Raw genomic sequence first — 26,784 nt, 5'->3', positions numbered from 1 at the left:
TCGTGCGAACGGTCTACTTATCGCTGCGCGGCAACCTGGGAAGGCTGCACCACGTCGCCGGTATCGTTACCAAATGCGTTGCGCTCGTATGTGACGACGGCCGCGATCTGCGTATCGTCGAGCGACCCCTTGTACGGTGGCATCGCGCCCTTGCCATTGAGAACCTGGCCGATATGCGCATCGACGTCGCCGGTGGCAACCGCGCTGCCCTTCATGGCCGGGAAACCCGCTGCCGACATGCCGCTGCCATCCGGCTGATGACAGGCTGCACAGAGGTTGCCGTACACCTGCTTGCCCTGGCTCATCAACTCGTCGCGCGACATTTCGTCGCCTGCGGCCGCGGCATCGTCCTGCTGATCGTTGCCGTCAGCCGACGACTGATCTTGCTGATCCGGGTCCGGCACCTTCGGCGAGCCACGATCGGACGAGGCTTCGGCTTCTTTCTGTTCGGCGCTGTCGCCGCCCTGGTCGTCGGACTCGCCGACGCCCACGATGCTTTCCTCGGCCGCCTGCGGATCGTTGGTGCTGCCGTCTTCGGTACGCGCTTCGGTGGCCGTGCCGGCGGTCGCGCTTTCATCGGCCGAGGTCTGGGCCTGCGCGTTGGCCTGGTTGGTGCTGGGCTGGCCGGTGGCCAGATCGGATTGCGGGTTCGGATTGCCGCCCTGCTCACGTACCCAGGCGTCGTAATCGTCCTGCGAAACCACTTTCACGACGATCGGCATGAAGGCATGACCGCGCCCGCACAGCTCCGCGCACTGACCGCGGTAGACACCAGTTTCGTTGGCCTGAAACCACATATCGTTGATATAACCGGGGATGGCGTCTTTCTTGCCGCCCAGTTCCGGCACCCACCAGGAGTGGATTACGTCGCTGGCGCTCAGCAGCAGGCGCACCTTGGTATCCACCGGCACAACCATCGGTTTATCGACGTTACGCAGGTAGTTGTCGACCGTGTTCGGATCGATACCGGAGTTGCGCTGACGGGCCTGATCGCTGTCACGATCGAGGCGGCTGAAGAAATGCACGTTGCTGTCGACGTAATCGTATTCCCACAGCCACTGATGACCCGTCACACGGATCGTCATGTCGGGGTCGCTCGAATCCTCGATCTGTAACAGCGTGCCGGCTGCCGGGATGGCAACCGCGATCAGAATAATGAACGGCACGATCGTCCAGGCGATTTCGACCACCGTGGATTCGTGGAAATGCGAGGCCTCGAAGCCGCGCGATTTGCGATGCACGATGACCGAATAAAGCATCGCGCCGAAAACGCCGATGCCAATGACCACGCAGATCCAGAAAATCAGCATGTGAAGGCCGAAGACCTTGCTCGTCAGGTCGGTGACGCCCTCGTTCATGTTGAGCGTCCACGCCGCATGCGCCGGCGAGACGGCCAACGCCCCAAGCACGGCCAGGCCCGATCGAGACAGAATGCTGATTTTATTCATAATCGCTCTCTATAAAACACGTTGCCGACCATCGTCGTGCTGTGACGATAGTTGCGGCGCGGTCACCCACGCTTTCAGGCGTCGGGCGACCTTCTCCCGTTCTTGTTCGCTCAGGCAGCGCCCCAGCTCACAGCCATGGCCGTGGCGGGTCAGCAGCAAGCGTGACGGACTATGCCGATACACGCCCGGACTCAACCGGACCTGAGTCAGTAAACGCGGAAACTCCCAGCGCCGTTCGGGCTCGTTGAGGCCGGCTTCGACCTCGATACGATCCTCGTAAACCGATATGACCTCACGGTAACCGTTGTCGCGCAGACTCAGGTAGAGACCTGCCCCAAGCGCGGCCATTTCCAGCCCGGCGAATGGCCAGATCAGCCATAGACCGAACACCGTCAGCACAGCCGCGATACCGAACGACACGCCACACATGCCGATGAAAAACCACTGTGCCTGCGCTACCGACAACGACCCGTTCGGGGCAATGACCAAGCGGCGCATCGGTTCGGTGGTTTCGTATCGGCTCGACATCCCGCCGTGTCCTCCGGCCGAGAGTTTATGCGAAGCGCTATTGTGCTGGCAAACGATTCAGCCTTCATTCACACCTGCTTATACGCGCGAGCCACGGCTGGGGATTCATCTGCGTATCCGCCGGCGCATGACAGGCCAGACGCGCACGCAGCGGCGTCGGCATCGCCTGCTGCAGACAAGCGATATTGGCTTCCAGTCGTGGTTGCAGCGGGGGCAGCAGGTTGGCGACCCAGCCGGCCAGCGCGTTCGTGCGCGCGATTGCATGCGCGCTGAGCAGCGCATGATTGACACAGCCCAGGCGCATCCCCACCACCAGCAGCGTGGGCCAGCGATGCGCGCCCACCCACTGGGCAAAGTCGGTTTCGGCGTTGAGCGGCACGTGCCAGCCGCCCGCGCCCTCCACCACGACCCAGTCGCTGGCCGCGGCCAGACGCGCGTGGCCAGCATCCAGCACGGCGGTATCAATGGTCACGCCCTGCTCGGCAGCGGCGATATGCGGCGCGATCGGCTCGGCGAGCGCGATCGGATTGATGGCGTTGTAGTCCCAGCCGGGCGTGCTCGCGGCCTGAAGCGCCAGCGCGTCCTCATTACGCAAACCTTCGGCCGTCGCCTCGCAGCCGCTGGCGACCGGTTTATAGCCCACCGCGCGAAAACCGGCCGCGCGCAGCCCGTTCAGCAAGGCAACCGCCACCCGGGTCTTGCCGATCCCTGTATCGGTGCCGGTCACGAATAGCGTGGTCGCACTCATGCGCGCTCGCTATCGTCCGCGCAATCGCTCGCAAAGGCAGCCAGACGATCGGCAAACGGCTTTTCATGAGAAATGAACGGTGCATGGGCCGCGCGCTCGACGCACCAGAACGCCGCATTGGGCAAGGCATGGGCCAGCGCGGCCATGCCGTCGGGGTGCGCCATGCGATCGCGCGCGCCCGCAATCACCAGCGCCGGCTGCGCGATATCGGCCAATACCGCGCGAAAATCGGCCTCGAAGAGAATATCCAGGCCCCGCTCCAGCGCATCGCGCGCCGGCGGCTGGTCCATGAGATCGTTGCGCAGGCTGCGCACTGCCCGTGCCGCGCCCGGCTCGCCCAGCACCTGCTGCATCAGAAACTCGCTCAAGGTCGTGGAAAAATCCTCACTCAGGCCGCGCCGCGTCGCCTCGATGGCCTGCGGCTTCATACCGTAGTTGTTACCCGACTCGCGTATGAAGCGCGCGAGCGTGGCCACCAGCACCAGCCCCTCCACCCGATCGGGATACCGGCGGGCCGCGCCAAGCGCGATCAGCCCGCCCAGCGACCAGCCCACAAACACCGCGGGCCGCTCGACGGTTTCCATGACCGCGTCGACCCAGTTATTGAGCCCGGTCGGCCCGGGCGGGCTTTCGCCGTGACCGGGTAGATCCACCAGATGACAACGAAAACGCGTCTTCAGCCGCGCCGCCAGGGATTCCCAGATCCTTGCCGACAGGCCCCAACCGTGCAAAAACACCAGATCGGGCCCCTGCGTGCCCACGCTTTGCACATGCAGGCTCATGCGCTGCGCCGGCTTTCAGCCGTGGCCAACACGTCAGCGAGCGCGTCCAACAACGCATCCACCTGGGATTCGCTATGGCCGGCGGTCAAGGTGATACGCAGCCGGGAGCTACCCGGCGCGACCGTCGGCGGACGAATGGCGCCGACCAGAAAACCGCGCGCCAGCAGCGCATCGCTAACCGCCAGCGCCCGGGCTTCATCGCCGAGAATAAGCGGCTGAATAGGGCTATCCGAGTCGTTGACCGGCAAACCAAGCGCGCGCGCGCCGGCGCGAAAACGCGCGATCAGGGCCAGGAGATGCACCCGCCGATCATCACCGGCCCGTGCCATCGCCACGCCTTGTCGGGCCGCGGCGGCGAGTGCCGGCGGCGGCGCGGTAGAAAAGATCAGCGAGCGCGCGCTTTGCAGGATTGCCTCGATAACCACCTCGTCACCGGCGACGAACGCGCCGGCCGCGCCAACCGATTTGCCGAGCGTGGCCAGCAACAGCGGAACCCGCTGGCTGTTCAGGCCGGCTTCGGCCACCCGGCCTGCGCCCTCACGGCCGAACACCCCCAGACCGTGGGCATCGTCCACGGTTAGCCAGGCGCCGTGACTATCGGCATGATCAGCCAGCGCCGCTAAGGGCGCGGTATCGCCATCCATCGAAAACACGCTATCGGTGACCAGCAGGCGATTGCCGGCACCGCAGTCATCCAGTTTACGGGCCGCATCGGCGGCATCGGCGTGCGCATAAACATGCTTGTGCGCGCCCGACAGGCGTGCGCCATCGATCAACGAGGCATGATTGAGCGCATCGGCCACGATATGGTCGCCACGCGTCATCAACGCGCTGAGCACACCCACGTTGGCGGCATAGCCGGTCGAAAAAACCAGCGCGCGCTCGCGCCCCACCCAGTCCGCGAGTTCGGCTTCCAGCGCGGCATGCTCGGCGTTATGGCCGGTAACCAGCTGCGAAGCCGCGCTGCCCGTGCCAAGCGTCTCGCCGGCACGGGCCATGCGCTGTGCCAACGCCGGCTCGGCGGCGAGGCCGAGATAATCGTTGCTGCAGAAATTCACACAGCGGCGCCCGTCGGCGACCACGACCGGCGCATGCGCGCCTTCGATCACGCGTCGACGGCGAAAGCGCTCGGCCGCGCGTACCGCGGCCACGCGCTCGCCACAATAGGCAGCCAGCGTCGCACTCACGAGGCGCGGGCGGCTGCGCTTGGCTGACGTGCGCCCTGCGGCGCGCGATCGGCGCTCGGCGCGTGGCCGGCGTCGATATCGCTGTACTTGGGCGAGGCTTCGGGCTGCATGCCCAGCTTGTCGAGCAGCGCCAGATCCTTGAGATGCGCGGGATTGGACGTGGTCAGTAGCTGATCGCCATAGAAAATCGAGTTCGCGCCAGCCAGAAAACACAGCGTCTGGGTCGCCTCCGACATCTGCTCGCGACCGGCGGAAAGCCGTACATAGGAGGCCGGCATCATGATCTTGGCCACGGCAATCGTACGCACGAAATCCAGCTCGTCGATCGGATCGACGCCGTGTAGCGGCGTGCCTTCGACCTGCACCAGATTGTTGATCGGCACGCTCTGCGGATGCTCGGGCAGGTTCGCCAGCTGGCATAGCAGCTCGGCGCGATCCAGCGGCGTTTCGCCCATGCCGACAATGCCGCCACAACATACCTTGATGCCCGCATCCCGCACATGACCGAGCGTATCCAGGCGATCCTCGTAGGTGCGTGTAGTGATGATGTCCTGGTAATACTCCGGCGAGGTATCGAGGTTGTGGTTGTAATAGTCCAGCCCCGCGGCCTTGAGTTTTTCGGCCTGGCGCGCCTTGAGCATGCCCAGCGTCACGCAGGTTTCCAGCCCTTCGTCCTTGACCGCCTGGACCATGTCGATGACTTTCTCCAGATCGCGATCCTTGGGGCTGCGCCAGGCCGCGCCCATGCAAAAGCGCGTGGCCCCGGCGGCCCGCGCGCGCTGGGCCGCGTCGCGGACCTGTTCCAGCGGCAACAACGCCTCGCGCTCGAGGCCGGTATCGAAGCGTACGCTCTGCGGACAGTAGGCACAGTCTTCCGGACAGGCACCCGTTTTGATCGACATAAGCGTCGACAGCTGCACCTCGTTGGCATCGAAATGCGCCCGATGCGCGCTCTGGGCGCGATAGATCAGGTCCGCGAAAGGCAGTGCGAACAAGGCTTGCACCTCGTCAGCACGCCAATCGTGGCGAACAGCAGCGGCATCGGCGGTTTGAGTCATGGCAGTATCGACGAGCAAATGGGATACGAAAGGTTTGGCCAAGCGCGGCCCACTGTCAAGGCGGAAAAATGTCTTTCCTTTACAGGTGGTCAAAAACCGTACAAACACATCTGTTCGGCCCAGCCTGCGTGCTCTGTCATGGCGCCGCACCGCTGACCCACGATCTGTGCGCCGACTGCCAGGCCGATCTGCCCTGGCTCGATGCCGCCTGTCACCACTGTGCGTTGGCCATGCCGACGGCCGCGACCGAGCGCGTTTGCCGGGATTGTCGTTGCCGCCCGCTGGCCGAACAGGCGCTGGCCGCGCTGCACTACCGAGCGCCCGTGGACTGGCTGATCACGCGCTTGAAATTCAATGCCCGTATGCCCCATGCCCGCGTACTGGGAGATCTGCTGGCCGAGCGTATCGTCGCCAGCGATCTCGACCGGCCCGATTGGCTGGTACCGGTGCCGCTGCATGCGCGCAATTTGCGCGAGCGCGGTTTCAATCAGGCCGAACGCATCGCGCGTCGTATTGCCGGGCCGCTGGATACGCCCCTGGCCGTGCACGCCGTGCAACGCGGCCGCAACACGCAGCGACAGAGCACGCTGGCCGCCAGCGCCCGTCGGGCCAATGTGCGCGATGCTTTTGTATGCCACCACGACCTGACCGGTGCGCACGTCGCGATCGTCGATGACGTGGTCACCACGGGTCATACGGCGCGCGCGCTGGCGGCCTGTCTGCGGCGCGCCGGTGCACTACGAGTCGATCTCTATGCCGTCGCCCGGGCCTGAATGGCATGAATGGCTACCGTCAGTAACACGGGCGACTTGACGCCGGCGCGCGCGCATTGAACGCTTTGCGCCATGCTGCGTCATATCCGTATTCATCATCCCAAGCCGGGCACCCGCCCCGGTGCGCTCATCGAGCGCAAGCGCGATGTCGAAACGCCGGCACTGATCATTCATGCACTGACCTTCGGTGGCCCGGACGGTGCCCGCGGGCATGTCGCGGACACGCTCGAAAACGCGCTCGCCCATCTCGAACCAACGGCTACGCTGCGCTGGCTGCATTTCGAAGGCGAACCCAGCACCACCGACCTGGCCCGCCTGGGCGAGGTATTCCATCTGCATCCGCTGGCGCTTGAAGACGTGCACAACCACGGCCAGCGCCCCAAGTTCGACCCGTATGCCGATCTGGTCTTCATCACCCTGGCGCTGCCCGTCACCCATGCCACGCCCACCCGTACGGATCTGGATGCGGCGCTGGAAATCCAGCAGATCAGCCTGTTCATCGGCGCCGGATTCGTACTGAGTTTTCATGCCGGTGGCCAGGATATCTTCGCGCCGATACGCGAACGCCTGTTAACCATGGGCGATACGATCGCCACCGCGCGTAGCCGTGCCCAGGCTGATCATCTGGGCTATGCCCTGGCCGACGTGGTGGTGGACAGCGGTTTTGCCGTGGTGGCCGACTACGACGAACGCCTGGAGCGCCTGGAAGACGAAATATTCGAAGCGCGTACCCATAACCTGATTAGCGTCATCCACGATCTGCGCTGCGCGCTGAGTACGTTGCGCAAGACACTGCGTGCTCAGCATGAAACCATTCAACGCTGGCTGGTCAGCGAACATGCCGTCGTGCATAGCGAAAACCGGCCCTATATCCGCGACATGGAGGATCATGCCCGGCGCGTGGTCGATCTGGCCGACAGCTATCACGACGCCACGGGCGCCCTGCTGGAAACCCATCTGTCGCTGGCCTCGATGCGCCTGAACGAGATCATGCGCATGCTCACGCTGATTGCGACGATCTTCATGCCGCTGTCGTTCATCGCCGGTCTGTATGGCATGAACTTCAACACCGCCAGCCCCTGGAACATGCCGGAACTGGGCTGGCGCTATGGCTATCCGATCGTACTCGGCGTAATGGGCGCACTGGTGACGGTCATGCTCATTTTCTTTCGTCGCAAGCGCTGGCTATAGGGTCTGCCGTCAGCCGCTATCCGACACGCCGGCGACCGCTGCCGGCACGGCCAGCACGACCAATTCATCGCCTGCCGCCAGGCGCAATGGCGCCTGCTTTTCGACGACATTGAGCTGCAGCCGTGGCTGGGCGCCATGCGGCGCACGCAGCACGCCCAGCAGGATCTCGTCTTCGCGTGCACGGGCACGCCGCAGCGTATCGAAGCTGTCGTCGCTGCCCGTCACGCCCAGCGTATGTGCGTCGCGAAAAACCACTTCCGCGCCGCCCGCACCGAACAGCTCTTCCATGACCCAGTGCAGTTCGCGACGCAGGGCCACCTGGGTGAGCATGCTGGACTGAATCTGCGGCGAGATCAGACGTTCTACATGCGCGGCTTCGAACAGGGCCGCATTATCCGCCGACATCGTCTCCACCAGGGTGAACGGCGGGTTTTCGATGTGTTCGAACTGCTCGCTGAGCACCAGATAACCCATCACCATGCGTGCATCCGCGGCCTCCGCCGAGCCCAGCCAGTCGCTGGCCAGCAGGATGATGTTGTCGTAATCGGCCAGCGCGAGGCGGGCAAGATCGTGATAGGAAGTGAAATCGCCTTCGATCTGGCGCACCGTGGCATGGGAAAACGCCACGCCCTGACGCGCCAGCAATGTTTCGCGTTCGCTGACCGGACGCAACGAGAACACATCAATGGTCACGCTTTCGCGTTGATAGGCTTCGAACTCGGCCAGCAAGGCGGGTAGCTTGCGGTTCCAGCCGAGTACGAGCACCCGCCGGTGACCGCGGTGGCTGGCACGCAGTTGCCGTTGTAATGGCGAGGCCGTGACCACGGCTTCCGGCGCGCGCGTGGGCACGCAGTCTTCGTAACTGCGTGCAATAAACGCCAGGCGGTCGCCGGCGCGTATGTGCTCGTCATCGGTGCGATGCACGGGCACCAGCGCACCGTCGCGGGCGATACCCAGCAATACCGCGCGCTCGAAACAGCCAGCCACATCCACCAGCCGCTGATCGGCCAGGCTCGGGCATTCGCGTACGAAGATCTGCTCGTCGCTACCGTTGAGCAGCTCGCCGTAGACCCACGACAGCCCGCGATTACGCGCGTTCTGGGCCAGCAGGCGGGCCACGATACGCCCGGCGCCGATCAGTTCGGCTTCTCCCGCATAGGCCCGACGCGCGGTTGGCAGATGATTGGCATCGAAGATTTCGGCCACCAGCAACGGCAGTTGTTCCTCGGTGCTGCCGGTGGCGTTCATCAGCGTCTTGATCGTGGCCTCGTCGGTGGCGTTGTCGCCCTCGAACTCGCGCCCGGCCAGAATTACCGCGGCGGCATGGCCGAAATCCACCCGGCGCAGATGATCGGCCCGTAGTGGCGTACCCGAACGCAGGGTAATGTGGCGCGAGTTGTAGCGCCGGCCGAGGCGGTCCTTGAGTTCCTGTGCCATGGCGGTATTGACCCGCTCGGCCAGAATCACGATATGCAGACGCCCGCCGCCATGGCGATCGAGAAAACGCTTCACCCGCGCCTGCGAATACACCAGATCGCGGACCATGCCCGGGGTGCGACTGCTCCAGCCCAGAATGAGGATATGGTTGTTCTTGGCGATCGGCGTGTAGCCGGCTTCGAGTGTTTCGATGGTGTCGTCGAGCCATTGCGTCATGGTCGCGATCAGCGCGCCCACGAACAGTACGACACCCATCACGGTTAACGTGGTGGAAACCGTGCGCAGCAACGTGCCCTCATCGTCGCCGAGATAGCCCGAATCGGTCAGCCGCAGAAACGCCCACCAGATCGCCGAACCCGGATCACCCTCTTCACCGGCCTGCCCGGCATGCGGCAGGTTGTAGACAAGCAGCCCGGCACTGACCGCGATCAGCACCATGGCCCAGGCGATCACCAGCAGCCGTGAGAGCACGCCCCGCAGCATGAACTGTTCGAGCTGGAACTGAAGCAGATTGCGTAGACGTACGAGCAGTTTCACGCCGGGCTTTTCCCGTCTCGATATGGATGGAGTTCAGTAGCGACTTCAGGCGCCGCGTGCCCGTGCGACAGCCTATCTGTCGCCTCGATTATGTATGAAACGCATTTGGCCGTGCTCAAGCAAGCAGTGTGGCCGGCAATGAACGCGAAAATACGCGAACAGCGCGGAAGACAAAGCGCGAGAAATCCGGCCGCTCTGACGTTTGCGCCGCACTAATAGGTAGTCCGCACGGGGTACCGATGTGGGTCGGCTTCGTTGTTTGACCTGCCCGGCGGCTCCGTTGTCCAAGAGGAACCACAAATTTCGCAGATTACGCAGAGGAGGAAGAGCGCCGGCGCGTGCGCCAGGCGACGACGAACGATCAAGATTTCCTGCCTTTGGTCTGTGTGATCTGCGTCGATCTGCGGACTGTTCCTTTTCGGCAGTACCACCGCAGTCACGGCGCCAACGCAGTCGATCGCCCACCCTACGCCAGCGCGATCAATCAATCGGCGTAATCTGTGGATCAGCGGTGTTTCGAATATGGATGCAACGCAGCCGCCTTTTCTCTATCAAGTCGTTGCCCGAACGCGGCCGGCTGAGTTTCATGCGTCACCTCGTCGACCGTAAGTTGTCAGACGCCGGCGTAGCCGCCGCGCCCGCCGGCCCAGCGCTCGATGAGCGTGGCCGCCTCGCGCGGGTGATAAGCGAGCACATCATCGGCCGCGGCCAGGGCCTTTTCCACCCAGACGCCATCGCGTACCAGATCGGCGATACGAAAACTCGCCGCGCCGGTCTGGCGTGTGCCCAGCACCTCGCCCGGCCCGCGCAGTTCCAGATCGGCACGTGCGATGGCGAATCCGTCGCCGGTATTACGCAACACCGACAAACGCTTGCGCGCCGTTTCCGATAGCGGCGGCTGATAGAGCAGTACGCAATGGCTTTCTACCGAGCCGCGCCCCACGCGCCCGCGTAGCTGATGCAGCTGGGCCAGCCCGAGGCGTTCGGCATTCTCGATGATCATGAGCGAGGCATTGGGCACATCCACACCCACCTCGATTACGGTCGTGGCCACGAGCACATCGATCGCGCCCGCCTTGAAGGCCTGCATGGCCTTTTGCTTGGCCGCGGCCTTCATACGCCCGTGCGCCAGCGATACCTGCACACCCGGCAATGCGACGGACAGTGCCTCGGCCGCGGCTTCGGCCGCCTGCGCCTCGAGCTTGTCGGAAGCCTCGATGAGCGTACACACCCAGTAGACCTGTCGGCCGTCGGCGACCGCCCGGCCAATCCGTTCGACCACTTCATCGCGACGCGTATTGGGCACGGCGACGGTGACGACCGGCGTGCGCCCGGGCGGCAACTCGTCGATTACCGACGTATCCAGATCCGCATAGGCGCTCATCGCCAGGGTGCGCGGAATCGGCGTGGCGGTCATGATCAGCTGATGCGCGGTCAGTCCGCCGGCGGCGGCCTTGTTGCGCAGCGCCAGCCGCTGATCCACGCCAAAACGGTGTTGCTCGTCGATCACGCACAGGCCGAGCCGCCCGAAATCCAGCGACGCCTGAAACAGGGCATGGGTACCGACCACGGCCACCGGCTCGCCGTCGCGAATCGGCGCGAGCAGCGCATCGTCGCGCCGCCGTCGTCCGGTTACCAACAGCACCTTCACACCCAAAGGCTCCAGCCAGGCGGCCAGATTGGTGTAATGCTGTTCGGCCAGCAGTTCGGTGGGCGCCATGAAGGCGGCCTGCCAGCCGTTTTCTATCGCGGTGAGCACGGCTGCGGCCGCAACCACGGTCTTGCCCGAACCGACATCGCCCTGAATCAGGCGCAGCATGGGATGGGCCACCGCCATATCGGCGAGTATCTCGCCGATCACGCGCCGCTGGGCGTTAGTCGGCGAAAAGCCGAGCTGTTCGAACAACGGCGCCAGACCGCGCCCGGCATCGCCGAGCACTGGCGCGCGTTCGGTTTTTACCTGGCGCCGTCGACTGCGCAAGCCAAGCTGATGGCCCAGCAATTCCTCGAAGGCCAGCCGGGTAACCGCGGGATGGCTGCCCTCGACAAGGGCGGCCAGATCCTCGCCCGGCGCCGGCCGATGAATACAGCGCAGCGCAGCTGCGACATCAATTTTGACGCCGGCCGCCGCCAGGTCCGCGCCCAGGTCGGCCGGTAGCGCATCCGGCCAGAAACCGGGTCGGTCGAGCATATCCAGCGCCTGGCCGACCATATCGCGCAGGCGGTTCTGCGTGACCCCGGCCGTGGCCGGGTAGACCGCCCGCAACTCGGGGGTGAAATCGTGACCGGCGTTCGCATCGTCGACGATCTGGTATTCCGGGTGCACGATTTCCAGGCCATAAACGCCGGCACGCGGCTCGCCGAATACGCGCAGCCATACCCCCGGCGCCAGCCGTGCCTGCTGAGCCGGGGCGAAATGAAAGAAACGCAGCCACAGCCGCGCCTGGCCATCGGTCGTACTCACCAGCAGGCTGCGCCGACGCCCGTGGCGCACTTCGGCGGCTTCGATACGCACCACCGCGATCACCGGCGCGGCGTGGTGCATCATCTCGGCGACCGGCGTGACCCGGCTACGGTCTTCGTAGCGCAGCGGCCGGTGCAGCAGCACATCGGCGATACTGGCGATGCCGAGTGTGGCGAGCTTGTCGGCCAGTTTCGGGCCGACCCCGCTCAAGCGCCGACAGGGATCGCTGGCCGCCAGGCCTGGGGTCTTTCGGGCCTTGTCAGCCAAGCACGAGGATGGCATCGGCCTCTACGGCAGCGCCCTTGGGCAGCGCAGCGACGCCCACGGCCGCGCGTGCCGGATAGGGCTTGGCCAGCTTGCGTTCCATGACCGTATTCACGGCGCCGAAGTTGTCCATGTTGGTGAGGTAGATCGTGAACTTCACCACATGCGCGAACGTGCCACCCGCAGCGCGGGCCACGGCATCGATATTGTCGAAAACACGCTCGATCTGGGCTTCGATATCGCCCTCGACGAGCTCGCCGGTGGCCGGATCGAGCGGAATCTGACCGGAGATATATACAGTGTCGCCTGCCTGAACGGCCTGCGAATAGGCGCCGATGGCGCCGGGCGCCTCTTCGGTCTTGATGATCTGATGTGTGGCCGGTTGAATCATGAAATTGCGCCTGGTGGAAAACCCAAGACCGCATTGTCACACAGGCGCGCCCGAACGCCCCAGCCCCGGTTCGACCATGCGCAGGCTCAGGCCCGTTCGACTCGCTCGACCGCGTTGATCCGCCTCAGCCTGCGGATGATATTGGCCAGATGGTGGCGATCGCGCACTTCGATGAGAAAACGGATGGTGATCAGTGCGCCGCTGCTTTCCGGGAATACGATGTTCTGGATGTTCGAATCGGCATCGGCGAATTTGGCGGTCAATGTGGCCAGCAGCCCGCGCTTGTTCGACGCGGTCACGCGCAATTCGACATCGTATTCGCCGGTGACATTGTCGGCCCAGGTCAGCTCGACGCGATCGGCCGAGGCCCCCTTGCGGGTGGAATAGGCACAGCCAAAGCGATGCACGACCAGCCCACGGCCAAGGCTGGCCTGGCCGTGGATGGCATCGCCCGGTACCGGATGACAGCATTTGGCGAACTCGACCACCAAGCCTTCCGTGCCCTCCACGGCCAGCGGCTTGGCCCGCCGGCCCTTGGCCACCGGCGCGTCACTGGCCAGAAAATGCCGGGCGACCAGCGGCGCCAGCCGCCGCCCCAATCCGATGGCGGCATACAGCGCCGGCAGGCTGGGTTCGTCCATTTCCGCCAGCCCGCGGTCGATATCCGAGCGCGACAGCCGTCGCAACGACAGCCCCAGATCGCCCAGCGCCTTGTCGAGCAGCCGCTCGCCGAGCCGCTGCGCCTTGTCTTCGCGCTGATTCTTCAGGAAGTTGCGTACGCCGGTACGCGCTTTCGCGGTCTTGAGAAAATGCAGCCACGCCGCGTTCGGGCGCGCGTGCTTGGCGGTGATGATCTCGACCGTCTGGCCCGATTGCAGCTGGCTGTTGAGCGGCGCGAGATGACCTTCGATACGGGCCGCGACACAGCGATGGCCGAGCTCGGTATGCACCGCATAGGCAAAATCGACACAGGTCGCGCCCTTCGCCAGACGGATGATCTGGCCCTTGGGCGTGAACACATAGACCTCGTCGGGAAACAGGTCCATGCGCAGATTGTCGACAAAGCGCAACGAATCGCGCTCGCCCTCATGCATTTCGGCCAGATGCGACAGCCATTCCTCGGCATCGAGATTGCCGAGCTTGCCGGCCTTTTCGCCGAGCTTGTATTGCCAGTGCGCCGCAATCCCGGATTCGGCGATCTGATCCATTTCGCGGGTGCGAATCTGGACCTCGAACTTGATCCCGCCGCGCGCCATCACCGTCGTATGCAGCGACTGGTAACCGTTGAGCTTGGGGTTGGCGATGAAATCGTTGAACTGTTCGGTAATCGGCCGATAACGATGATGCACGATGCCCAGCGCGCGATAGCATTCGTCCACGGCGTCGACGATCACGCGCACGCCGTACAGATCGAACACATCCAGAAAACGCCGATGCTTTTCGCGCATCTTGCGATAGATGCTGTACAGATTCTTGCGCCGGCCCTTGACGATCGCGCCGATGCCTTCGGCGGCCAACGCGCGCGACAGGGTTTCCTCGATCTCGCGCAGCAGGCTGCGACGATCCCCGGTGACCGACTGGCTGGCCCGCCGCAAGACTTCGTAGCGGCGCGGGTACATATTCTTGAAGCCGAGTTCCTCGAGCTCCTGGCGCATGCTGTTGATACCCAGCCGCCGTGCGATCGGCGCATAGATTTCCAGCGTTTCGCGGGCAATCGAGGCGCGCTTTTTCGCGGTCATGCCCTCGAGGGTGCGCATGTTGTGCAGCCGATCGGCGAGCTTGACCAGAATCACGCGGATATCGCGCGTCATCGCCAGCATGAGCTTGCGAAAACTCTCGGCCGTGGCCTGTTCGCGGCTATGGAACTGGGCCTTGTCGAGCTTGCTGACGCCGTCGACCAGATCGGCCACTTCCTTGCCGAAGCGCTGTGCGACTTCCTCGCGCGCGGCGTCGGTATCCTCGATCACGTCGTGGAGAATGGCCGCGATCAGCGTGGTCGCATCCAGGCGCATCTCGGCCAGAATCCGGGCCACGGCCAGCGGATGGTAGATATACGGCTCGCCGGTCTTGCGAAACTGACCGCGGTGCTGGCGCTCGCCGAATTCATACGCCGCGCGCACGCGCGCGATTGCCGGCTCCGGGAGATAGCTTTCCAGATGTTCGGCCAGCGTATCGATACCGAACTCGCGCGAAATACGCGAAGTACGGATACGCGTTTGTAGCCGGTTGATACCGCTTGGCAATTCCATGCGCCAAGACTACTGCTAAAACGCCGTTTTGACGACTCGATATACGACGGGCCCTGCGCCGCAACCCTGGCCCCGGGGAAATCGACCCGCGCCGCGCGCTACCGCCCCGCGTTTCGCGCACAGAACGAACCAAGACCAACGCGACCGAGCCCGTCAAGCGCCCCCGCGCAGGCCGAGACAGGTCCGCAAATGAACGCGAAGACACGCGAACAGGACGAAAGACAAAAGCGCGAAAGCCGTTGCTCTGCTGTTCGCGCCTCACGCTGAAGGCGGTGCGCAGACGGAAACCGATGTGTGTAGGTTTCGGTGTTCGGCCTTTGCGGCGGCTCCGTTCTTCAAGAGGAACCGCAGAGTTCGCAGATTACGCAGATGAACAAGCGCGCATCCCAGGCGCAAGATGGCAGCGAACGGCCACGATCGCTCGTGTTGGATCTGTGCGATCTGCGTCGATCTGCGGAGCTTTCCATTTCGCACGGCTACCAAGACCGAGGCGCCAACGCAGTCGATCACCCAGCAAGGCCACACCAAGAATCTGCGCAATCTGCGTAATCTGCGGATAAACGCTGTTTCACTAAGCATGAAACACAGCTGGCTTTGATCAAGCAACGGCCTGACGTTCCATATAAAAAAGCCGCTGAAGACAGCGGCTTTTCGTCACGTTTGCCGGCAACGGCCGGCCACGTTGACTTATTCGTCGGCGTCGGCCGCGGGCTTGGCGGCTTTCTTTTCGCCTTCGGCTTCCAGTTCGTCTTCGCTGGGCTCGGCCGGCTGCGGCGCATCCATGCCAGTGCTCACCGGCGGCAGGTCCGGCTCGTCGAGAATCGCGATGGTGACTTCACCGGCCGCGATTTCGCGCAGCGCCATCACCGTGGGCTTGTCGTCTTCCCAGGGCAGGCGGGCATTGGCGCCGCGGGCAAGCTGGCGCGCGCGCTTGGCCGCGATTGTGGCCAGCTCGAACTTGTTGTTGACGTGCTCAAGACAATCTTCGACGGTAACTCGGGCCATGACGATACTCTCGCGACGAGGGTGGCAAACCGCGCAGTATAACCATGCGCGCGCCGCCCGGCCAGCCCTGTGACGCGTTACCGCGTGTTTCGCCCCGGATCGGTGTCCCAGAAGATCTGTTCGAGCTTGTCGATGGCCTCGTCGAAGACGTCGTTAACCAGTTGATAGTCGTATTCGTCGGCGCGAGCGAGCTCGTCGTCGGCCTCGGCGAGCCGGCGCTGAATCTGGGCGTCGTCGTCGGAAGCGCGCGATCGCAGACGCCGCTCCAGTTCGTCTCGCGAGGGCGGGCGAATGAAGATGCTGACCACATTATCGGCGCGCTCACGTACCTGGCGTGCGCCCTGCCAGTCGATATCCAGCACCACGTCCTGGCCGTGGGCGAGCCAGCGCTCGGTTTCGGCGGCGGACGTGCCGTAGTAACGATCAAACACGCGCGCATGTTCTAAAAACGCGCCGGTGGCGATCATGGCTTCGAAATCGGGCACCGACACGAAGTGATAATCCTCGCCGTCGACCTCGCCCGGGCGGGCGTTGCGCGTGGTGTAGGACACCGAAAAACGCGCCTTGCGCCCGCGCGCGGCCAGTCGTTCGATCACGGCATGGGTCAGGCTCGTCTTGCCCGCGCCCGAAGGCGCGGAGATGACGTACAGCTGCCCGCGGCGTTGGCTTTGGCTATCGTTCACGCGCGCCCTACTCGATGTTCTGAACCTGTTCGCGCATCTGCTCGATGAGCACTTTCATCTCCACCGCATGGGCGGTCAACTGCGCGTCCTGCGATTTCGAACCCAGCGTGTTCGCCTCGCGGTTGAACTCCTGCATGAGAAAATCCAGCCGCCGGCCGATTGGCTCTTTCTTCTTGAGCGCTTTTTCCAGCGCGGCCACGTGACTGTGCAGGCGATCGATTTCTTCGGCCACGTCCATGCGCTGGGCGGTGACGATCAATTCCTGCTCCACCCGGGCCGGATCAGCCTCGGTGTCCAGCTCGGCCAGACGCGCACGCAGCTTGTCATGCCAGGCCGCGCGCGCCTGCGGCACACGTTCGGCGGCGGCATCGGCGTGCTCGCGAATCTGGCGCGCGCGTTCGATGAGCATATCCGCCAGGCGGCCGCCTTCATCCGCGCGCATGGATTGCAACTGGGCGAGCGCATCCTCGAGGGCGGCGAGCGCCTCGCGCTGAATGGCGTCGGTATCGGGTTCGCGCTCGCGCTGCACACCGGGGTAAGTCAAAAGACGCAATGCGTCCGGCGCGCGGCAATCGATCACTGTCGATCGCACCTGCGACAGTGCTTCGGCGAGCGCGGCCAGACGCTGCTCGTCGATCTCGATGGACTGGGTGTCATCGGTGGTCACGAGCTTGGCGCCGATATCGACCTTGCCGCGCGAAACAACGCGTGAAACGGCTTCGCGAATCGCCGGCTCGAGGGCGCGCAGCGCGTCCGGCAGCCGCAGATGGATATCCAGATAGCGATGGTTGACGCTGCGCAGCTCCCAGACGACCTCGCCCCAGTCGCCCTGGGCCTGGCTGCGTGCAAAACCGGTCATGCTCCGGGTCATGGGCTGTCCGTGGTCATCGTCAATACAAGCAAGCCGCGCAGTATCGCATAGGCGTGCCGGCTTACGGGCAAGAAACCTCCTCGGCGCTGTTACACTGCGCGGCTGACTTTATTGACGACCAAAGGCAACGAATCTTGACCACGCGACCCAGCGGACGCGCTGCCGACCAATTGCGCGACGTACGCTTCGAACGCCATTTCACCAAACATGCCGCCGGCGCCGTGCTGGTGAGCTTCGGCGATACCAAGGTGATCTGTACCGCCAGCGTGGAAGAGCGCGTGCCGCCGTGGCTGCGCGGCCAGAACACCGGCTGGCTGACCGCCGAATACGGCATGCTGCCGGGCGCGACCGGTAGCCGCAATCAGCGCGAGGCCGCGCGTGGCAAGCAAGGCGGGCGCACGGTGGAAATCCAGCGTCTGATCGGGCGCAGCCTTCGCGCGGTGGTCGATATGAACGCTCTCGGCAGCCGTACGGTCACCATCGACTGCGACGTCATCCAGGCCGATGGCGGGACACGCACGGCCTCGATTACCGGCGGCTATATCGCGCTGGTCGATGCGATGGATTCGCTGGTGGCTGCGGGCAAGCTCAAGACCAGCCCCATTCATGGCCAGATCGCAGCCGTGTCAGTGGGCATCTATAACGGCATGCCGGTGCTCGATCTGGACTATGCCGAGGATTCCCAGGCCGAAACCGATATGAACGTGGTCATGAACGAGGCCGGCGGCTTCGTCGAAATCCAGGGCACGGCCGAAGGCCATGCCTTTGCCCGCGGCGAGCTCGATGCCCTGCTCGGCCATGCCGAGAAAGGCATTGGCGAGCTCATCGAAGCCCAGCGCGCGGCGCGCACGGACTAGCCCGCCATGTCCGGATCGCCGCAACGTTGGGTATTGGCCTCGGGCAATGCCGGCAAGCTCGCCGAAATGCGCAGCCTGCTGGCCGTGCTCGACATCGAACTGGTCAGCCAAAGCGAATTCGACGTGCCCGATGCCGAGGAAACCGGTATCGCCTTCGTCGACAACGCGCTGATCAAGGCCCGTCATGCGGCAGCCCACACCGGCCTGCCCGCGATCGCCGACGACTCCGGCCTGGCCGTGGATGCGCTCGATGGCGCGCCTGGCGTTCATTCGGCCCGCTATGCCGACACCCACGGCGACGACGCCGCCAATAACGCGAAACTGGTGGCCGCACTCGAAGGCCTCGCGCCGCACGAGCGTGGTGCGGCGTTTCATTGTTGTCTGGCGGCCACCCGAACCGCGGACGATCCGGTGCCGGTGATCGCCCACGGCGTGTGGCGTGGGCGCGTACTCGACGCGCCACGCGGCGATCACGGCTTCGGCTACGACCCGTTGTTCTGGGTCGATGCGGAAAACGCCAGCGCCGCCGAAATGGGGGCCGAACGCAAGAACGCGATCAGCCACCGCGCCCGCGCCATGCAACAGCTGGTCGAACAACTGCGCGGTCATGAGCGCGGCGGCTGAGCACGACACGCACGCGATCGCCCAGCGTGATGCCATCGCGCTATCGGTCTATGTGCATCTGCCCTGGTGTGTGCGCAAATGCCCTTACTGCGACTTCAATTCGCATCGCGCACCCGCACAACTGCCGGAAACCGCCTATATCGAGGCCCTGCTGGCCGACTGGCAACTGGCCGCGGCCGAGGAAACCCGCCCGATCGAGAGCGTGTTCTTCGGCGGCGGCACCCCCAGCCTGTTCTCTGCGGCCGCGATCGGGCGGGTACTCGATGCCCTCGATGATCGCCTGGGCTTGAGCCGCGACTGCGAGATCACCCTCGAGGCCAACCCCGGCACCACCGAACACGCCCGCTTTGCCGATTTGCGTGCGGCCGGCGTCAACCGGTTGTCGCTGGGTATCCAAAGCCTGGACGACGACTGCCTGAGCGCACTCGGGCGTATCCACGGCTCGGGCGAAGCCCTGGCGGCGATTGACGACGCCCGCGCGGGCGGTTTCGAGGCGATCAATTGCGATCTGATGTTCGGCCTGCCCGGCCAGACGCTGGCCAAGGCGATGACCGATGTGGAAACCATCATCGATCGCGATCCGGGCCATATCTCCTATTACCAGCTCACGCTGGAGCCGAATACGCCCTTCTACCGCCAGCCACCGGCCTTGCCAGATGACGACTGCGTGGTCGAAATCTTCGAACAGGCCAGCGCCCGGCTCAGCGCGGCCGGCTATGCGCAATATGAAGTATCCGCCTGGGCCAAACCGCAGCGCGCATGTCGCCACAACGAGAACTATTGGCGTTTTGGCGACTATCTGGGGATCGGCGCGGGCGCCCATGGCAAGCGCACCCGCGCCGACGGGCACATCGAGCGCAGTGCCCGCCAGCGCTGGCCGACCGGCTATATGAGCGTGGCCGGCAAGCCGGCCTCGATCGCCGAAACCCGCGTGCTCGATGCACAGGATGCCCGCTTCGAATGTCTGCTCAATGGCCTGCGCCGACGCGCGGGTATTACACGCGAAGACTACGAACAACGCACGGGCCTCGACTGGTACGAACTGGGCGCGGCGCTGGCCGGCCCGATCGACCGCAAGCTGGTATCTTTCGATGCCAAGTCGCTGCGGGCCACCGACCACGGCTGGCGTTTTCTGGACAGTATCCTGACCGAACTGCTGCCCTGAGGCCGAACGACCCGATGCTCGAAGAACACACGATTACCTGTCCCTACTGCGGCGAGCCGATCGTCGTGGTCGTGGACAGCTCGGCCGGCGATCAGCGCTATATCGAGGATTGCTTCGTGTGCTGCCAGCCGATCGATATCCAGGTCGCGCTCGACGCCGACGGTACGGTCGCATCGATTCAAGCCGACCAGGAAAACGGTTAGCGCACCGAGCGCTGGGCGATGTTCGACCGGATTCTGTTGCGTTGCCCGGCGGCTCGAATAAGTGCCCGGCGACTTCGAAAATGTCCTTATTCGACATTCGTCGCAGTCGATTTCTATAAAAAATTTTTTTGACGGCAGTGATTTACGTACGCTGAACGGCCGCGTCGCTAGTCGCACGGCAAGTGCGCCGGTATACTCGGGCATTCGTCGATCATTGCCTGGGTGCCGCATATCGCGCGCCAACGGGCTCCTTACGCTTCAACGCAAAGCCAAACTGCATGGCCGATTACTCGCGCAAACAGGAAGCTCTGGACTATCACGCAAAGCCCAAGCCGGGGAAACTTGCGATATCGGTCACCAAGCCTTTCACCACCTACGAAGAGCTATCGCTGGCGTATACGCCGGGCGTGGCCGAACCGGTCAAGGCAATCCGTGACGATCCCGAGGCGGCCTTTCGCTATACCTCGAAGGGCAATCTGGTTGCCGTGATTTCCAACGGAACCGCGGTACTGGGCCTGGGCAACACCGGCGCGCTTGCCAGCAAGCCGGTCATGGAAGGCAAGGCGGTACTGTTCAAGAAGTTCGCCGACGTGAATGTCTTCGATATCGAAGTCAACGCCGATAATCCGAAGGATTTCATCGACACCGTCGAGCGTATCGCGCCCACCTTTGGTGGCATCAATCTCGAAGATATCGCCGCACCCCACTGTTTCGAAATCGAAAACACGCTGATCGAGCGACTCGATATTCCCGTGTTCCACGACGACCAGCATGGCACCGCGATCATCGTCGCCGCCGGGCTGATCAACGCGCTGGAACTGCAGGGCAAGAAGCTGGCCGATGCCAAGATCGTGTGCATGGGCGCAGGCGCGGCGGGCGTCGCTTCGATGAACCTGCTGCTGGAAATGGGCGCCAAGCTGGACAACGTGTTCATGTGCGATCGCAAGGGCGTGATCCATTCCGAGCGCGACGACCTGTCCGAGCAGAAAGCCCAGTTCGCCACCAAGACCGATCTGCGCAGCGTCGACGACGCCATGAAACAGGCCGATGTGTTCGTTGGCCTGTCCGGCCCCGGCACGGTTTCGGCCGAACAGATCGGCATGATGCCGGCCAAGCCGGTGGTGTTCGCGTTGTCGAACCCCACGCCCGAGATCACGCCGGAAGAAGCCAAGGGCGTGCGCGACGATCTGATCATGGCCACCGGGCGTAGTGATTACCCGAACCAGGTCAATAACGTACTGGGCTTTCCATATATCTTTCGCGGCGCGCTGGATGTGCGCGCACGCCGAATCAACATGACCATGTGCGTGGCCGCGGCACGGGCGATGGGCGAACTCGCCCGCCAGCCGGTGCCCAACAGCGTACTCGAAGCCCACAGCCAGGATTCGATGTCGTTCGGCCCGGAGTACATCATTCCGAGCCCGTTCGATCCGCGCCTGATCGATTTCATTCCGCCCGCCGTGGCACAGGCCGCTATCGCCACCGGCGTTGCGCGCACCGACTATCCTTCGCATTATCCGCAGCCGGTCGTCGAGCCCGATCAGGGCTGATACGACTTCGAGGCGGACAAAACCCGGGAGATCGCAGATGAGTCAACCCTTCAAGATCAGCAATCCGCAGGACGACAGCAGCACCGAACTGCCGGTCGTCGAGGGTACCCTCGGCACACCCGGTGTGGACGTGCGTGGCCTGAACACCAAACAGGGCGTATTCACCTACGACCCGGCGTTCACAGCCACCTGTAGCTGCAAGTCCGATATCACCTTCATCGACGGTGAGAACGGCATCCTCATGTATCGCGGCTACTCCGTGCAGGAGTTGGCCGAGAAATCGAGCTATCTCGAAGTCTGTTATCTGCTGCTCAACGGCGAACTGCCCGATGCCACGCAGATGGAAGACTTCCGCCATGCGATCACGCATCACACGATGCTCAACGAATCGCTGGTGAAGTTCTATGATGGCTTCCACTACGATGCCCACCCGATGGCCATTCTGACCGGCATCGTCGGTTCACTGTCGGCCTTCTATCACGACACCACCGATATTCGCGATCCCGAGCATCGCGCGATCTTCGCCCATCGCATGATCGCCAAGATGCCCACGATCGCGGCGGCTGCCTACAAGCATTCCATCGGCCAACCCAAGATCGGGCCGAAGAATCATCTGGACTACGCGGCCAACTTCCTGCGCATGTGCTTTGCCGTGCCGGCCGAAGAATACGAAGTGGACCCGGTCGCCGCCAAGGCGCTGGATGTGCTGTTCATTCTGCACGCCGACCACGAGCAGAACGCCTCGACCTCGACCGTGCGTATGGCCGGCTCCACCGGCGCCAACCCCTATGCGGCGATCTCCTCGGGCATCGCGGCCCTGTGGGGACCGGCACACGGCGGCGCCAACGAAGCCGTGCTGAACATGCTCGGCCAGATCGGCGATGTATCGCAGGTACCCAAGTATCTGGAAAAGGCCAAGGACAAGAACGACCCGTTCCGTCTGATGGGCTTTGGCCATCGTGTGTACAAGAACTTCGATCCGCGTGCCAAGATCATTCGCGGCTACTGCCACGAGATCCTCGAGCACTACGGCATGCAGAACAACAAGCTCTTCGAGCTGGCCCTCGAACTCGAGCGCATCGCCCTCGAAGACGACTACTTCGTCGAGCGCAAGCTGTATCCGAACGTGGATTTCTATTCCGGCATCATCTATCAGGCGCTGGGCATTCCGATCAACATGTTCACCCCGATGTTCGCGATCGCGCGCACCGTCGGCTGGGCCGCGCACTGGTCGGAAATGATGGCCGATCCTGGCATGCGTATCGCACGTCCGCGCCAGGTCTACACCGGCTACCAGCTGCGCGACTATGTCGATATCGACAACCGCTGATCGACAGCGACGTCGCGATTGAAAAAAGCGGGCTACGGCCCGCTTTTTTTGTGGGTATCGCAACGCCAAGGACGCGGCCAATGCAAACTGCGGCGCAACCTGCGCTCATCGTTGAAAAGTCTCGTCCGCGAATGAACGCAAATGAGGCGAAAAGGCAGAGCGACGCAAAGCGGGCGATCGGCGCTTCATACCTTTTGCTGAACTTTGTACCTGCGCAAGATAATGCATGCTTTCATACGCACAGTCGCCCGCACACTGCGACTTTCTACACCCACGCCAAAGGCGCGAGGCGTTTGCTCGCCTTCGATATTCGCGCGTATTGGCGTTCATTCGAGGACCTGAACCGGCCATAAGTGCCGGCGACTGCCGCATAGCCGTCTGTCTCGACTCGTGCTCGGCTGTCGATGCCCTGCCCGCGAGCCGGACTTGTTCGCGTATATTTGCCCTGACCCGCGGGCCCGCGTAGGTAACACACCCGCACGACCGTCAATCCCGACCGGCGCATCCAACCATGGATAAAAACCCTATCTTGACCGCATGAATTCGCGCCGCGCGCTACCGCAGACAATCGCCGTTTGCAGCGAATGCGACTGGGTAATGCGCGTACCGCCGCGCGCGCCGGGCGAAGCCGCGCAATGTGTGCGGTGCGGCCATCACGTCGCGCCACCGGCCCAGGCCGACCATCAACGCCCGTTGGCCTGGGCACTGGCCGCGCTGATCATGCTCGCGCTGGTCTTCGCCTTCGACTTTCTGAGTTTTTCCACCCGCGGCGTGACCCACACGATGAGCTTTCTGGATGCCGCAGGGGCGATGGCCGGCCATGACTATCCAAGCCTGGGCCTGTTGCTGCTGTGTACCACCGTCGCCCTGCCGGGGCTCTATCTGCTCGCGGTCGTGTTTCTTTGCCTCCAGGCCATCAGAGGTAGCGCGGGTAATGCCACCCGCCTGCTCGCCCGCCAGTTGCGCCCGCTCGAACCCTGGATGATGGCCGACGTATTTATCGTCGGTGTACTGGTCAGCCTGATCAAGATCGTCACGCTCGCCGATATCGCCATCGGCCCGTCGTTCGCAGTGTTCTGCGTGTATGCGGTATTGCTACTGCGCTGCTTCACGCTCGTCGATTGGCCCTCGCTATGGCGGGATCTGGCCCCGGATGCTGTCGAGCCCACCAGTCTGCAACCCGGGCGAACCGGCGCCAGTCAGGGCGCGGTCGTGTGTCGCGGCTGCGACATGCCGTTTCGCCCGCGCGAAGGCGAACGCTGCCCTCGTTGTGGGCGGCGTAGCGTGGCCCACGCCGCCGACCGGTTGCAGCTGACCTGGGCGCTGCTGGTTACGGCCGTGATCCTGTATATTCCGGCCAATATCTATCCGATCATGTCGACGACCAGTCTGGGTTCGACCGATCCACAGACGATTATCGGCGGCGTACTGCATCTGGTGCATACCGGCTCCTGGCCGATCGCGGCCGTGATCTTCATCGCGAGCATCGTGGTGCCGATCAGCAAGATCATCGCACTGGCCTGGCTGTGCCTTGCTGCCCGTCATGGATACCACCACGATTCGCGCGTGCAGATGCGCCTGTATCGCATCACCGAAAAAATCGGCCGCTGGTCGATGATCGATGTGTTCGTGGTCGCCGTGCTGGTCGCGCTGGTGCGCGCGGGCGCGCTGATGGCAATCGAACCCGGCCCGGCGGCGCTATGTTTCGCGGCGGTCGTGATCATTACCATGGTCGCAGCGCTGACCTTCGACACGCGCCGGCTGTGGGGCGAGACTTTCGAAACGGAAACACCATGACCGATGATCCGAACACCGCCGTGACGCACGACGCACGGCGCCGGCGAATTTCGCCGGTCTGGCTGATCCCCGTGGGCGCGGCGCTCATCGGCCTGTGGCTGATCTACCAGAACGTCATGTCGCGCGGCCCGGAAATCACCCTGGCCCTGGATACCGCCGAGGGTCTCGAAGCCGGCAAAACGCTGGTCAAGGTCCGTAGCGTCGAGGTCGGGCATCTGGAATCCGTGCGCCTGGCCGACGATTACGAAGGCGCGGTCGCAACCGTACAGATGAACCCGGATACCGCCGATCTGCTGGTGGCCGACAGCCGCTTCTGGGTGGTCAAACCCCGGGTGGGCCGTCAGGGCATCAGCGGCCTGGGCACGATTCTTTCCGGTGCTTATATCCAGCTGCAACCGGGTAATGCAGACACCTCGCAACGCCGCTTCAAGGTCCAGGATACGCCGCCGGCGACGTCCTCTGACGAACCCGGGGTTTCCGTACGCCTGACCAGCGATGGCGACAACTCGCTGGCGGTGGGCGATCCGATCATCTATCAGGGCCAGACGGTGGGCCAGATCGAGGCCAGTGAGTTCTCACTCGAGAAAAAGCGGATGGAATACCGCGTCTTCGTACGCGACCCCTATGCCGAGTTGATTACCGATACCACCCAGTTCTGGCTGCGATCGGGCATCGATTTTCATCTCGGCTCGGACGGCGTGGACGTACAGACCGGCTCCCTGCAGAGCATCCTGGCCGGCGGCGTGACCTTCGGCCGCGCCAATGGCGTCGATGCCGGCGAAAAAGCCAGCGATGGCCAGGCGTTCAAGCTCTATGCCACGCGCAGCGCGGCCAACCAGGATCGTTTCGATCGCAAGATCCGCTACGTGATCCTGCTCGACGACTCGGTGCGCGGACTCAACCCCGGCGCGCCGGTGGAGTATCGGGGCCTGCGTATCGGCACGGTTGTGGAAGTGCCCTTCTTCCGCGATGACTTCAACTACGACCAGCTCTCCGATTTCAAGATCCCGGTGCTCATCGCAATCGAGCCCCAGCGCCCTGCCAACAGCTGGACCCAGTGGAGCGATGCCCAGTGGCGCGAGAAAACCCGTCGCTTCTTCGCCAATGGCCTGCGCGCGACAATCAAGTCGGGCAATCTGCTCACCGGCTCGACCTTCATCGATGTCCACTTCGAGGACAAGACGAGCGACTATACGCCCACCACCATCGGCGCCTATGACGTCTTTCCGAGCGTGCCCAGCAGCATTACCAGCATCCAGAGCCAGCTCTCCGACCTGATGGACAAGCTCAACGCGATCGATATCCGTCCGATCGCCAACGATCTCCGACACACGCTGGAAACCTCCAACGCCACGCTCGACGAACTGCATCGCGCGACCCGCAATATCAACCGGTTGCTGGAGTCGAAAGACACGCGTGAACTGCCGCGTACGCTGCGTGTCACCCTCGGCGAACTGCAGCAAACGCTCGACGGTTTCCAGCAGGGCGCGCCAGCCTACGGCGAGTTGAGCCGCTCGCTGGAGCGGCTCAACCGCGTACTCGATGATGTCGCGCCGCTGGCGCGCACCCTGCACGACCGACCCAACGCCCTTATTTTTGGTTCATCGCACATTACCGGGAAAGGCGTCTCGTATCTTGAGGA

Annotated in this window: 23 protein-coding genes; 10 read left to right on the top strand and 13 right to left on the bottom strand. The window is 63.7% G+C overall.

What is annotated here, in order from left to right:
- Positions 1–17 precede the first annotated feature (17 nt).
- The 6 genes from coxB to bioB all read right to left on the bottom strand — a co-directional run bounded on the left by coxB (position 18) and on the right by bioB (position 5,751).
- The gene (gene coxB, locus T5B8_RS04645) at positions 18–1,448 is read right to left on the bottom strand and encodes a cytochrome c oxidase subunit II (RefSeq protein ID WP_353176679.1); all 1,431 of its coding nucleotides are present in this window, start codon (positions 1,446–1,448) and stop codon (positions 18–20) included.
- A gap of 9 nt (positions 1,449–1,457) precedes the next feature.
- Entirely contained in the window at positions 1,458–1,976 is a 519-nt protein-coding gene (locus tag T5B8_RS04640; RefSeq protein ID WP_353176677.1) for a DUF2244 domain-containing protein, read from the bottom strand.
- Positions 1,977–2,040: 64 nt separating this feature from the next.
- Positions 2,041–2,724, bottom strand: a complete 684-nt coding sequence (gene bioD / locus T5B8_RS04635; RefSeq protein ID WP_353176676.1) for a dethiobiotin synthase — start codon at positions 2,722–2,724, stop codon at positions 2,041–2,043.
- On the bottom strand, positions 2,721–3,506 hold the full coding sequence (bioH, locus tag T5B8_RS04630) for a pimeloyl-ACP methyl ester esterase BioH (protein WP_353176674.1): 786 nt from the start codon (positions 3,504–3,506) through the stop codon (positions 2,721–2,723). The genes bioD and bioH overlap by 4 nt, the downstream gene beginning before the upstream one ends.
- The gene (gene bioF / locus T5B8_RS04625) at positions 3,503–4,693 is read right to left on the bottom strand and encodes an 8-amino-7-oxononanoate synthase (RefSeq protein WP_353176672.1); all 1,191 of its coding nucleotides are present in this window, start codon (positions 4,691–4,693) and stop codon (positions 3,503–3,505) included. The genes bioH and bioF overlap by 4 nt, the downstream gene beginning before the upstream one ends.
- The gene (bioB, locus tag T5B8_RS04620; protein ID WP_353176670.1) at positions 4,690–5,751 is read right to left on the bottom strand and encodes a biotin synthase BioB; all 1,062 of its coding nucleotides are present in this window, start codon (positions 5,749–5,751) and stop codon (positions 4,690–4,692) included. The genes bioF and bioB overlap by 4 nt, the downstream gene beginning before the upstream one ends.
- A 68-nt stretch (positions 5,752–5,819) precedes the next feature.
- Between bioB and T5B8_RS04615 the strand changes: the two genes are divergently transcribed.
- Positions 5,820–6,524: a double zinc ribbon domain-containing protein gene (locus tag T5B8_RS04615; protein ID WP_353176668.1), complete on the top strand. Its 705-nt coding sequence runs from the start codon at positions 5,820–5,822 to the stop codon at positions 6,522–6,524.
- Positions 6,525–6,596: 72 nt separating this feature from the next.
- On the top strand, positions 6,597–7,715 hold the full coding sequence (gene corA, locus T5B8_RS04610; RefSeq protein WP_353176667.1) for a magnesium/cobalt transporter CorA: 1,119 nt from the start codon (positions 6,597–6,599) through the stop codon (positions 7,713–7,715).
- 9 nt (positions 7,716–7,724) lie between these two features.
- On the opposite strand, the gene T5B8_RS04605 is transcribed toward corA, so the two are convergent.
- The 7 genes from T5B8_RS04605 to T5B8_RS04575 all read right to left on the bottom strand — a co-directional run bounded on the left by T5B8_RS04605 (position 7,725) and on the right by T5B8_RS04575 (position 17,616).
- Entirely contained in the window at positions 7,725–9,689 is a 1,965-nt protein-coding gene (locus T5B8_RS04605; RefSeq protein ID WP_353176665.1) for a CASTOR/POLLUX-related putative ion channel, read from the bottom strand.
- Between the two features lie 613 nt (positions 9,690–10,302).
- Complete coding sequence (gene recG, locus T5B8_RS04600; RefSeq protein ID WP_353176664.1) at positions 10,303–12,420, bottom strand: ATP-dependent DNA helicase RecG; 2,118 nt, start codon at positions 12,418–12,420, stop codon at positions 10,303–10,305.
- Complete coding sequence (locus T5B8_RS04595) at positions 12,413–12,808, bottom strand: RidA family protein (RefSeq protein WP_353176663.1); 396 nt, start codon at positions 12,806–12,808, stop codon at positions 12,413–12,415. Before T5B8_RS04595 ends, recG begins: the two co-directional genes overlap by 8 nt.
- A gap of 86 nt (positions 12,809–12,894) precedes the next feature.
- Positions 12,895–15,057: a RelA/SpoT family protein gene (locus tag T5B8_RS04590; RefSeq protein ID WP_353176661.1), complete on the bottom strand. Its 2,163-nt coding sequence runs from the start codon at positions 15,055–15,057 to the stop codon at positions 12,895–12,897.
- 687 nt (positions 15,058–15,744) lie between these two features.
- Positions 15,745–16,062 (bottom strand): DNA-directed RNA polymerase subunit omega, encoded by a 318-nt coding sequence (gene rpoZ / locus T5B8_RS04585; protein WP_353176659.1) that lies wholly within the window; start codon positions 16,060–16,062, stop codon positions 15,745–15,747.
- Between the two features lie 77 nt (positions 16,063–16,139).
- Positions 16,140–16,745 (bottom strand): guanylate kinase, encoded by a 606-nt coding sequence (gene gmk / locus T5B8_RS04580; RefSeq protein ID WP_353176658.1) that lies wholly within the window; start codon positions 16,743–16,745, stop codon positions 16,140–16,142.
- Positions 16,746–16,752: 7 nt separating this feature from the next.
- Positions 16,753–17,616: a YicC/YloC family endoribonuclease gene (locus T5B8_RS04575; RefSeq protein WP_353176656.1), complete on the bottom strand. Its 864-nt coding sequence runs from the start codon at positions 17,614–17,616 to the stop codon at positions 16,753–16,755.
- A 134-nt stretch (positions 17,617–17,750) separates the two neighbouring features.
- Between T5B8_RS04575 and rph the strand changes: the two genes are divergently transcribed.
- The 8 genes from rph to pqiB form a co-directional block, all read left to right on the top strand.
- Positions 17,751–18,473 (top strand): ribonuclease PH, encoded by a 723-nt coding sequence (rph, locus tag T5B8_RS04570; RefSeq protein WP_353176654.1) that lies wholly within the window; start codon positions 17,751–17,753, stop codon positions 18,471–18,473.
- Positions 18,474–18,479: 6 nt separating this feature from the next.
- Positions 18,480–19,097, top strand: a complete 618-nt coding sequence (gene rdgB, locus T5B8_RS04565; protein ID WP_353176653.1) for an RdgB/HAM1 family non-canonical purine NTP pyrophosphatase — start codon at positions 18,480–18,482, stop codon at positions 19,095–19,097.
- A complete protein-coding gene (hemW, locus tag T5B8_RS04560; protein ID WP_353176651.1) occupies positions 19,081–20,262 on the top strand; it encodes a radical SAM family heme chaperone HemW in 1,182 nt (393 codons plus the stop codon). Before rdgB ends, hemW begins: the two co-directional genes overlap by 17 nt.
- 14 nt (positions 20,263–20,276) lie before the next feature.
- Entirely contained in the window at positions 20,277–20,465 is a 189-nt protein-coding gene (locus T5B8_RS04555; protein WP_353176649.1) for a CPXCG motif-containing cysteine-rich protein, read from the top strand.
- 278 nt (positions 20,466–20,743) lie between these two features.
- On the top strand, positions 20,744–22,015 hold the full coding sequence (locus T5B8_RS04550) for a malic enzyme-like NAD(P)-binding protein (RefSeq protein ID WP_353176647.1): 1,272 nt from the start codon (positions 20,744–20,746) through the stop codon (positions 22,013–22,015).
- Positions 22,016–22,052: 37 nt separating this feature from the next.
- Entirely contained in the window at positions 22,053–23,345 is a 1,293-nt protein-coding gene (locus T5B8_RS04545; protein ID WP_353176646.1) for a citrate synthase, read from the top strand.
- Positions 23,346–23,882: 537 nt separating this feature from the next.
- Complete coding sequence (locus T5B8_RS04540) at positions 23,883–25,142, top strand: PqiA/YebS family transporter subunit (protein WP_353176644.1); 1,260 nt, start codon at positions 23,883–23,885, stop codon at positions 25,140–25,142.
- Positions 25,139–26,784: intermembrane transport protein PqiB (gene pqiB / locus T5B8_RS04535; RefSeq protein ID WP_353176642.1), on the top strand; the 1,646-nt coding region annotated here is incomplete at its 3' end. The genes T5B8_RS04540 and pqiB, both read left to right, overlap by 4 nt.

Origin of the sequence: Salinisphaera sp. T5B8 (assembly GCF_040361255.1) — a bacterium.
GTDB lineage: Bacteria > Pseudomonadota > Gammaproteobacteria > Nevskiales > Salinisphaeraceae > Salinisphaera.
Note: the sequence above shows the minus strand (reverse complement) of the source record. Positions and strands in the feature narration are given on the sequence as shown.

Excerpts from the sequence above, each read along its gene's own strand:
- bioB (WP_353176670.1), bottom strand. The coding sequence starts at position 5,751 with ATGACTCAAACCGCCGATGCCGCTGCTGTTCGCCACGATTGGCGTGCT.
- corA (WP_353176667.1), top strand. The coding sequence starts at position 6,597 with ATGCTGCGTCATATCCGTATTCATCATCCCAAGCCGGGCACCCGCCCC.
- T5B8_RS04540 (WP_353176644.1), top strand. The coding sequence starts at position 23,883 with ATGAATTCGCGCCGCGCGCTACCGCAGACAATCGCCGTTTGCAGCGAA.
- rdgB (WP_353176653.1), top strand. The coding sequence starts at position 18,480 with ATGTCCGGATCGCCGCAACGTTGGGTATTGGCCTCGGGCAATGCCGGC.
- hemW (WP_353176651.1), top strand. The coding sequence starts at position 19,081 with ATGAGCGCGGCGGCTGAGCACGACACGCACGCGATCGCCCAGCGTGAT.
- T5B8_RS04550 (WP_353176647.1), top strand. The coding sequence starts at position 20,744 with ATGGCCGATTACTCGCGCAAACAGGAAGCTCTGGACTATCACGCAAAG.
- coxB (WP_353176679.1), bottom strand. The coding sequence starts at position 1,448 with ATGAATAAAATCAGCATTCTGTCTCGATCGGGCCTGGCCGTGCTTGGG.
- T5B8_RS04545 (WP_353176646.1), top strand. The coding sequence starts at position 22,053 with ATGAGTCAACCCTTCAAGATCAGCAATCCGCAGGACGACAGCAGCACC.
- T5B8_RS04590 (WP_353176661.1), bottom strand. The coding sequence starts at position 15,057 with ATGGAATTGCCAAGCGGTATCAACCGGCTACAAACGCGTATCCGTACT.
- T5B8_RS04615 (WP_353176668.1), top strand. The coding sequence starts at position 5,820 with ATGTCTTTCCTTTACAGGTGGTCAAAAACCGTACAAACACATCTGTTC.
- bioD (WP_353176676.1), bottom strand. The coding sequence starts at position 2,724 with ATGAGTGCGACCACGCTATTCGTGACCGGCACCGATACAGGGATCGGC.
- T5B8_RS04555 (WP_353176649.1), top strand. The coding sequence starts at position 20,277 with ATGCTCGAAGAACACACGATTACCTGTCCCTACTGCGGCGAGCCGATC.
- T5B8_RS04595 (WP_353176663.1), bottom strand. The coding sequence starts at position 12,808 with ATGATTCAACCGGCCACACATCAGATCATCAAGACCGAAGAGGCGCCC.
- bioH (WP_353176674.1), bottom strand. The coding sequence starts at position 3,506 with ATGAGCCTGCATGTGCAAAGCGTGGGCACGCAGGGGCCCGATCTGGTG.
- T5B8_RS04640 (WP_353176677.1), bottom strand. The coding sequence starts at position 1,976 with ATGTCGAGCCGATACGAAACCACCGAACCGATGCGCCGCTTGGTCATT.
- rpoZ (WP_353176659.1), bottom strand. The coding sequence starts at position 16,062 with ATGGCCCGAGTTACCGTCGAAGATTGTCTTGAGCACGTCAACAACAAG.
- T5B8_RS04575 (WP_353176656.1), bottom strand. The coding sequence starts at position 17,616 with ATGACCCGGAGCATGACCGGTTTTGCACGCAGCCAGGCCCAGGGCGAC.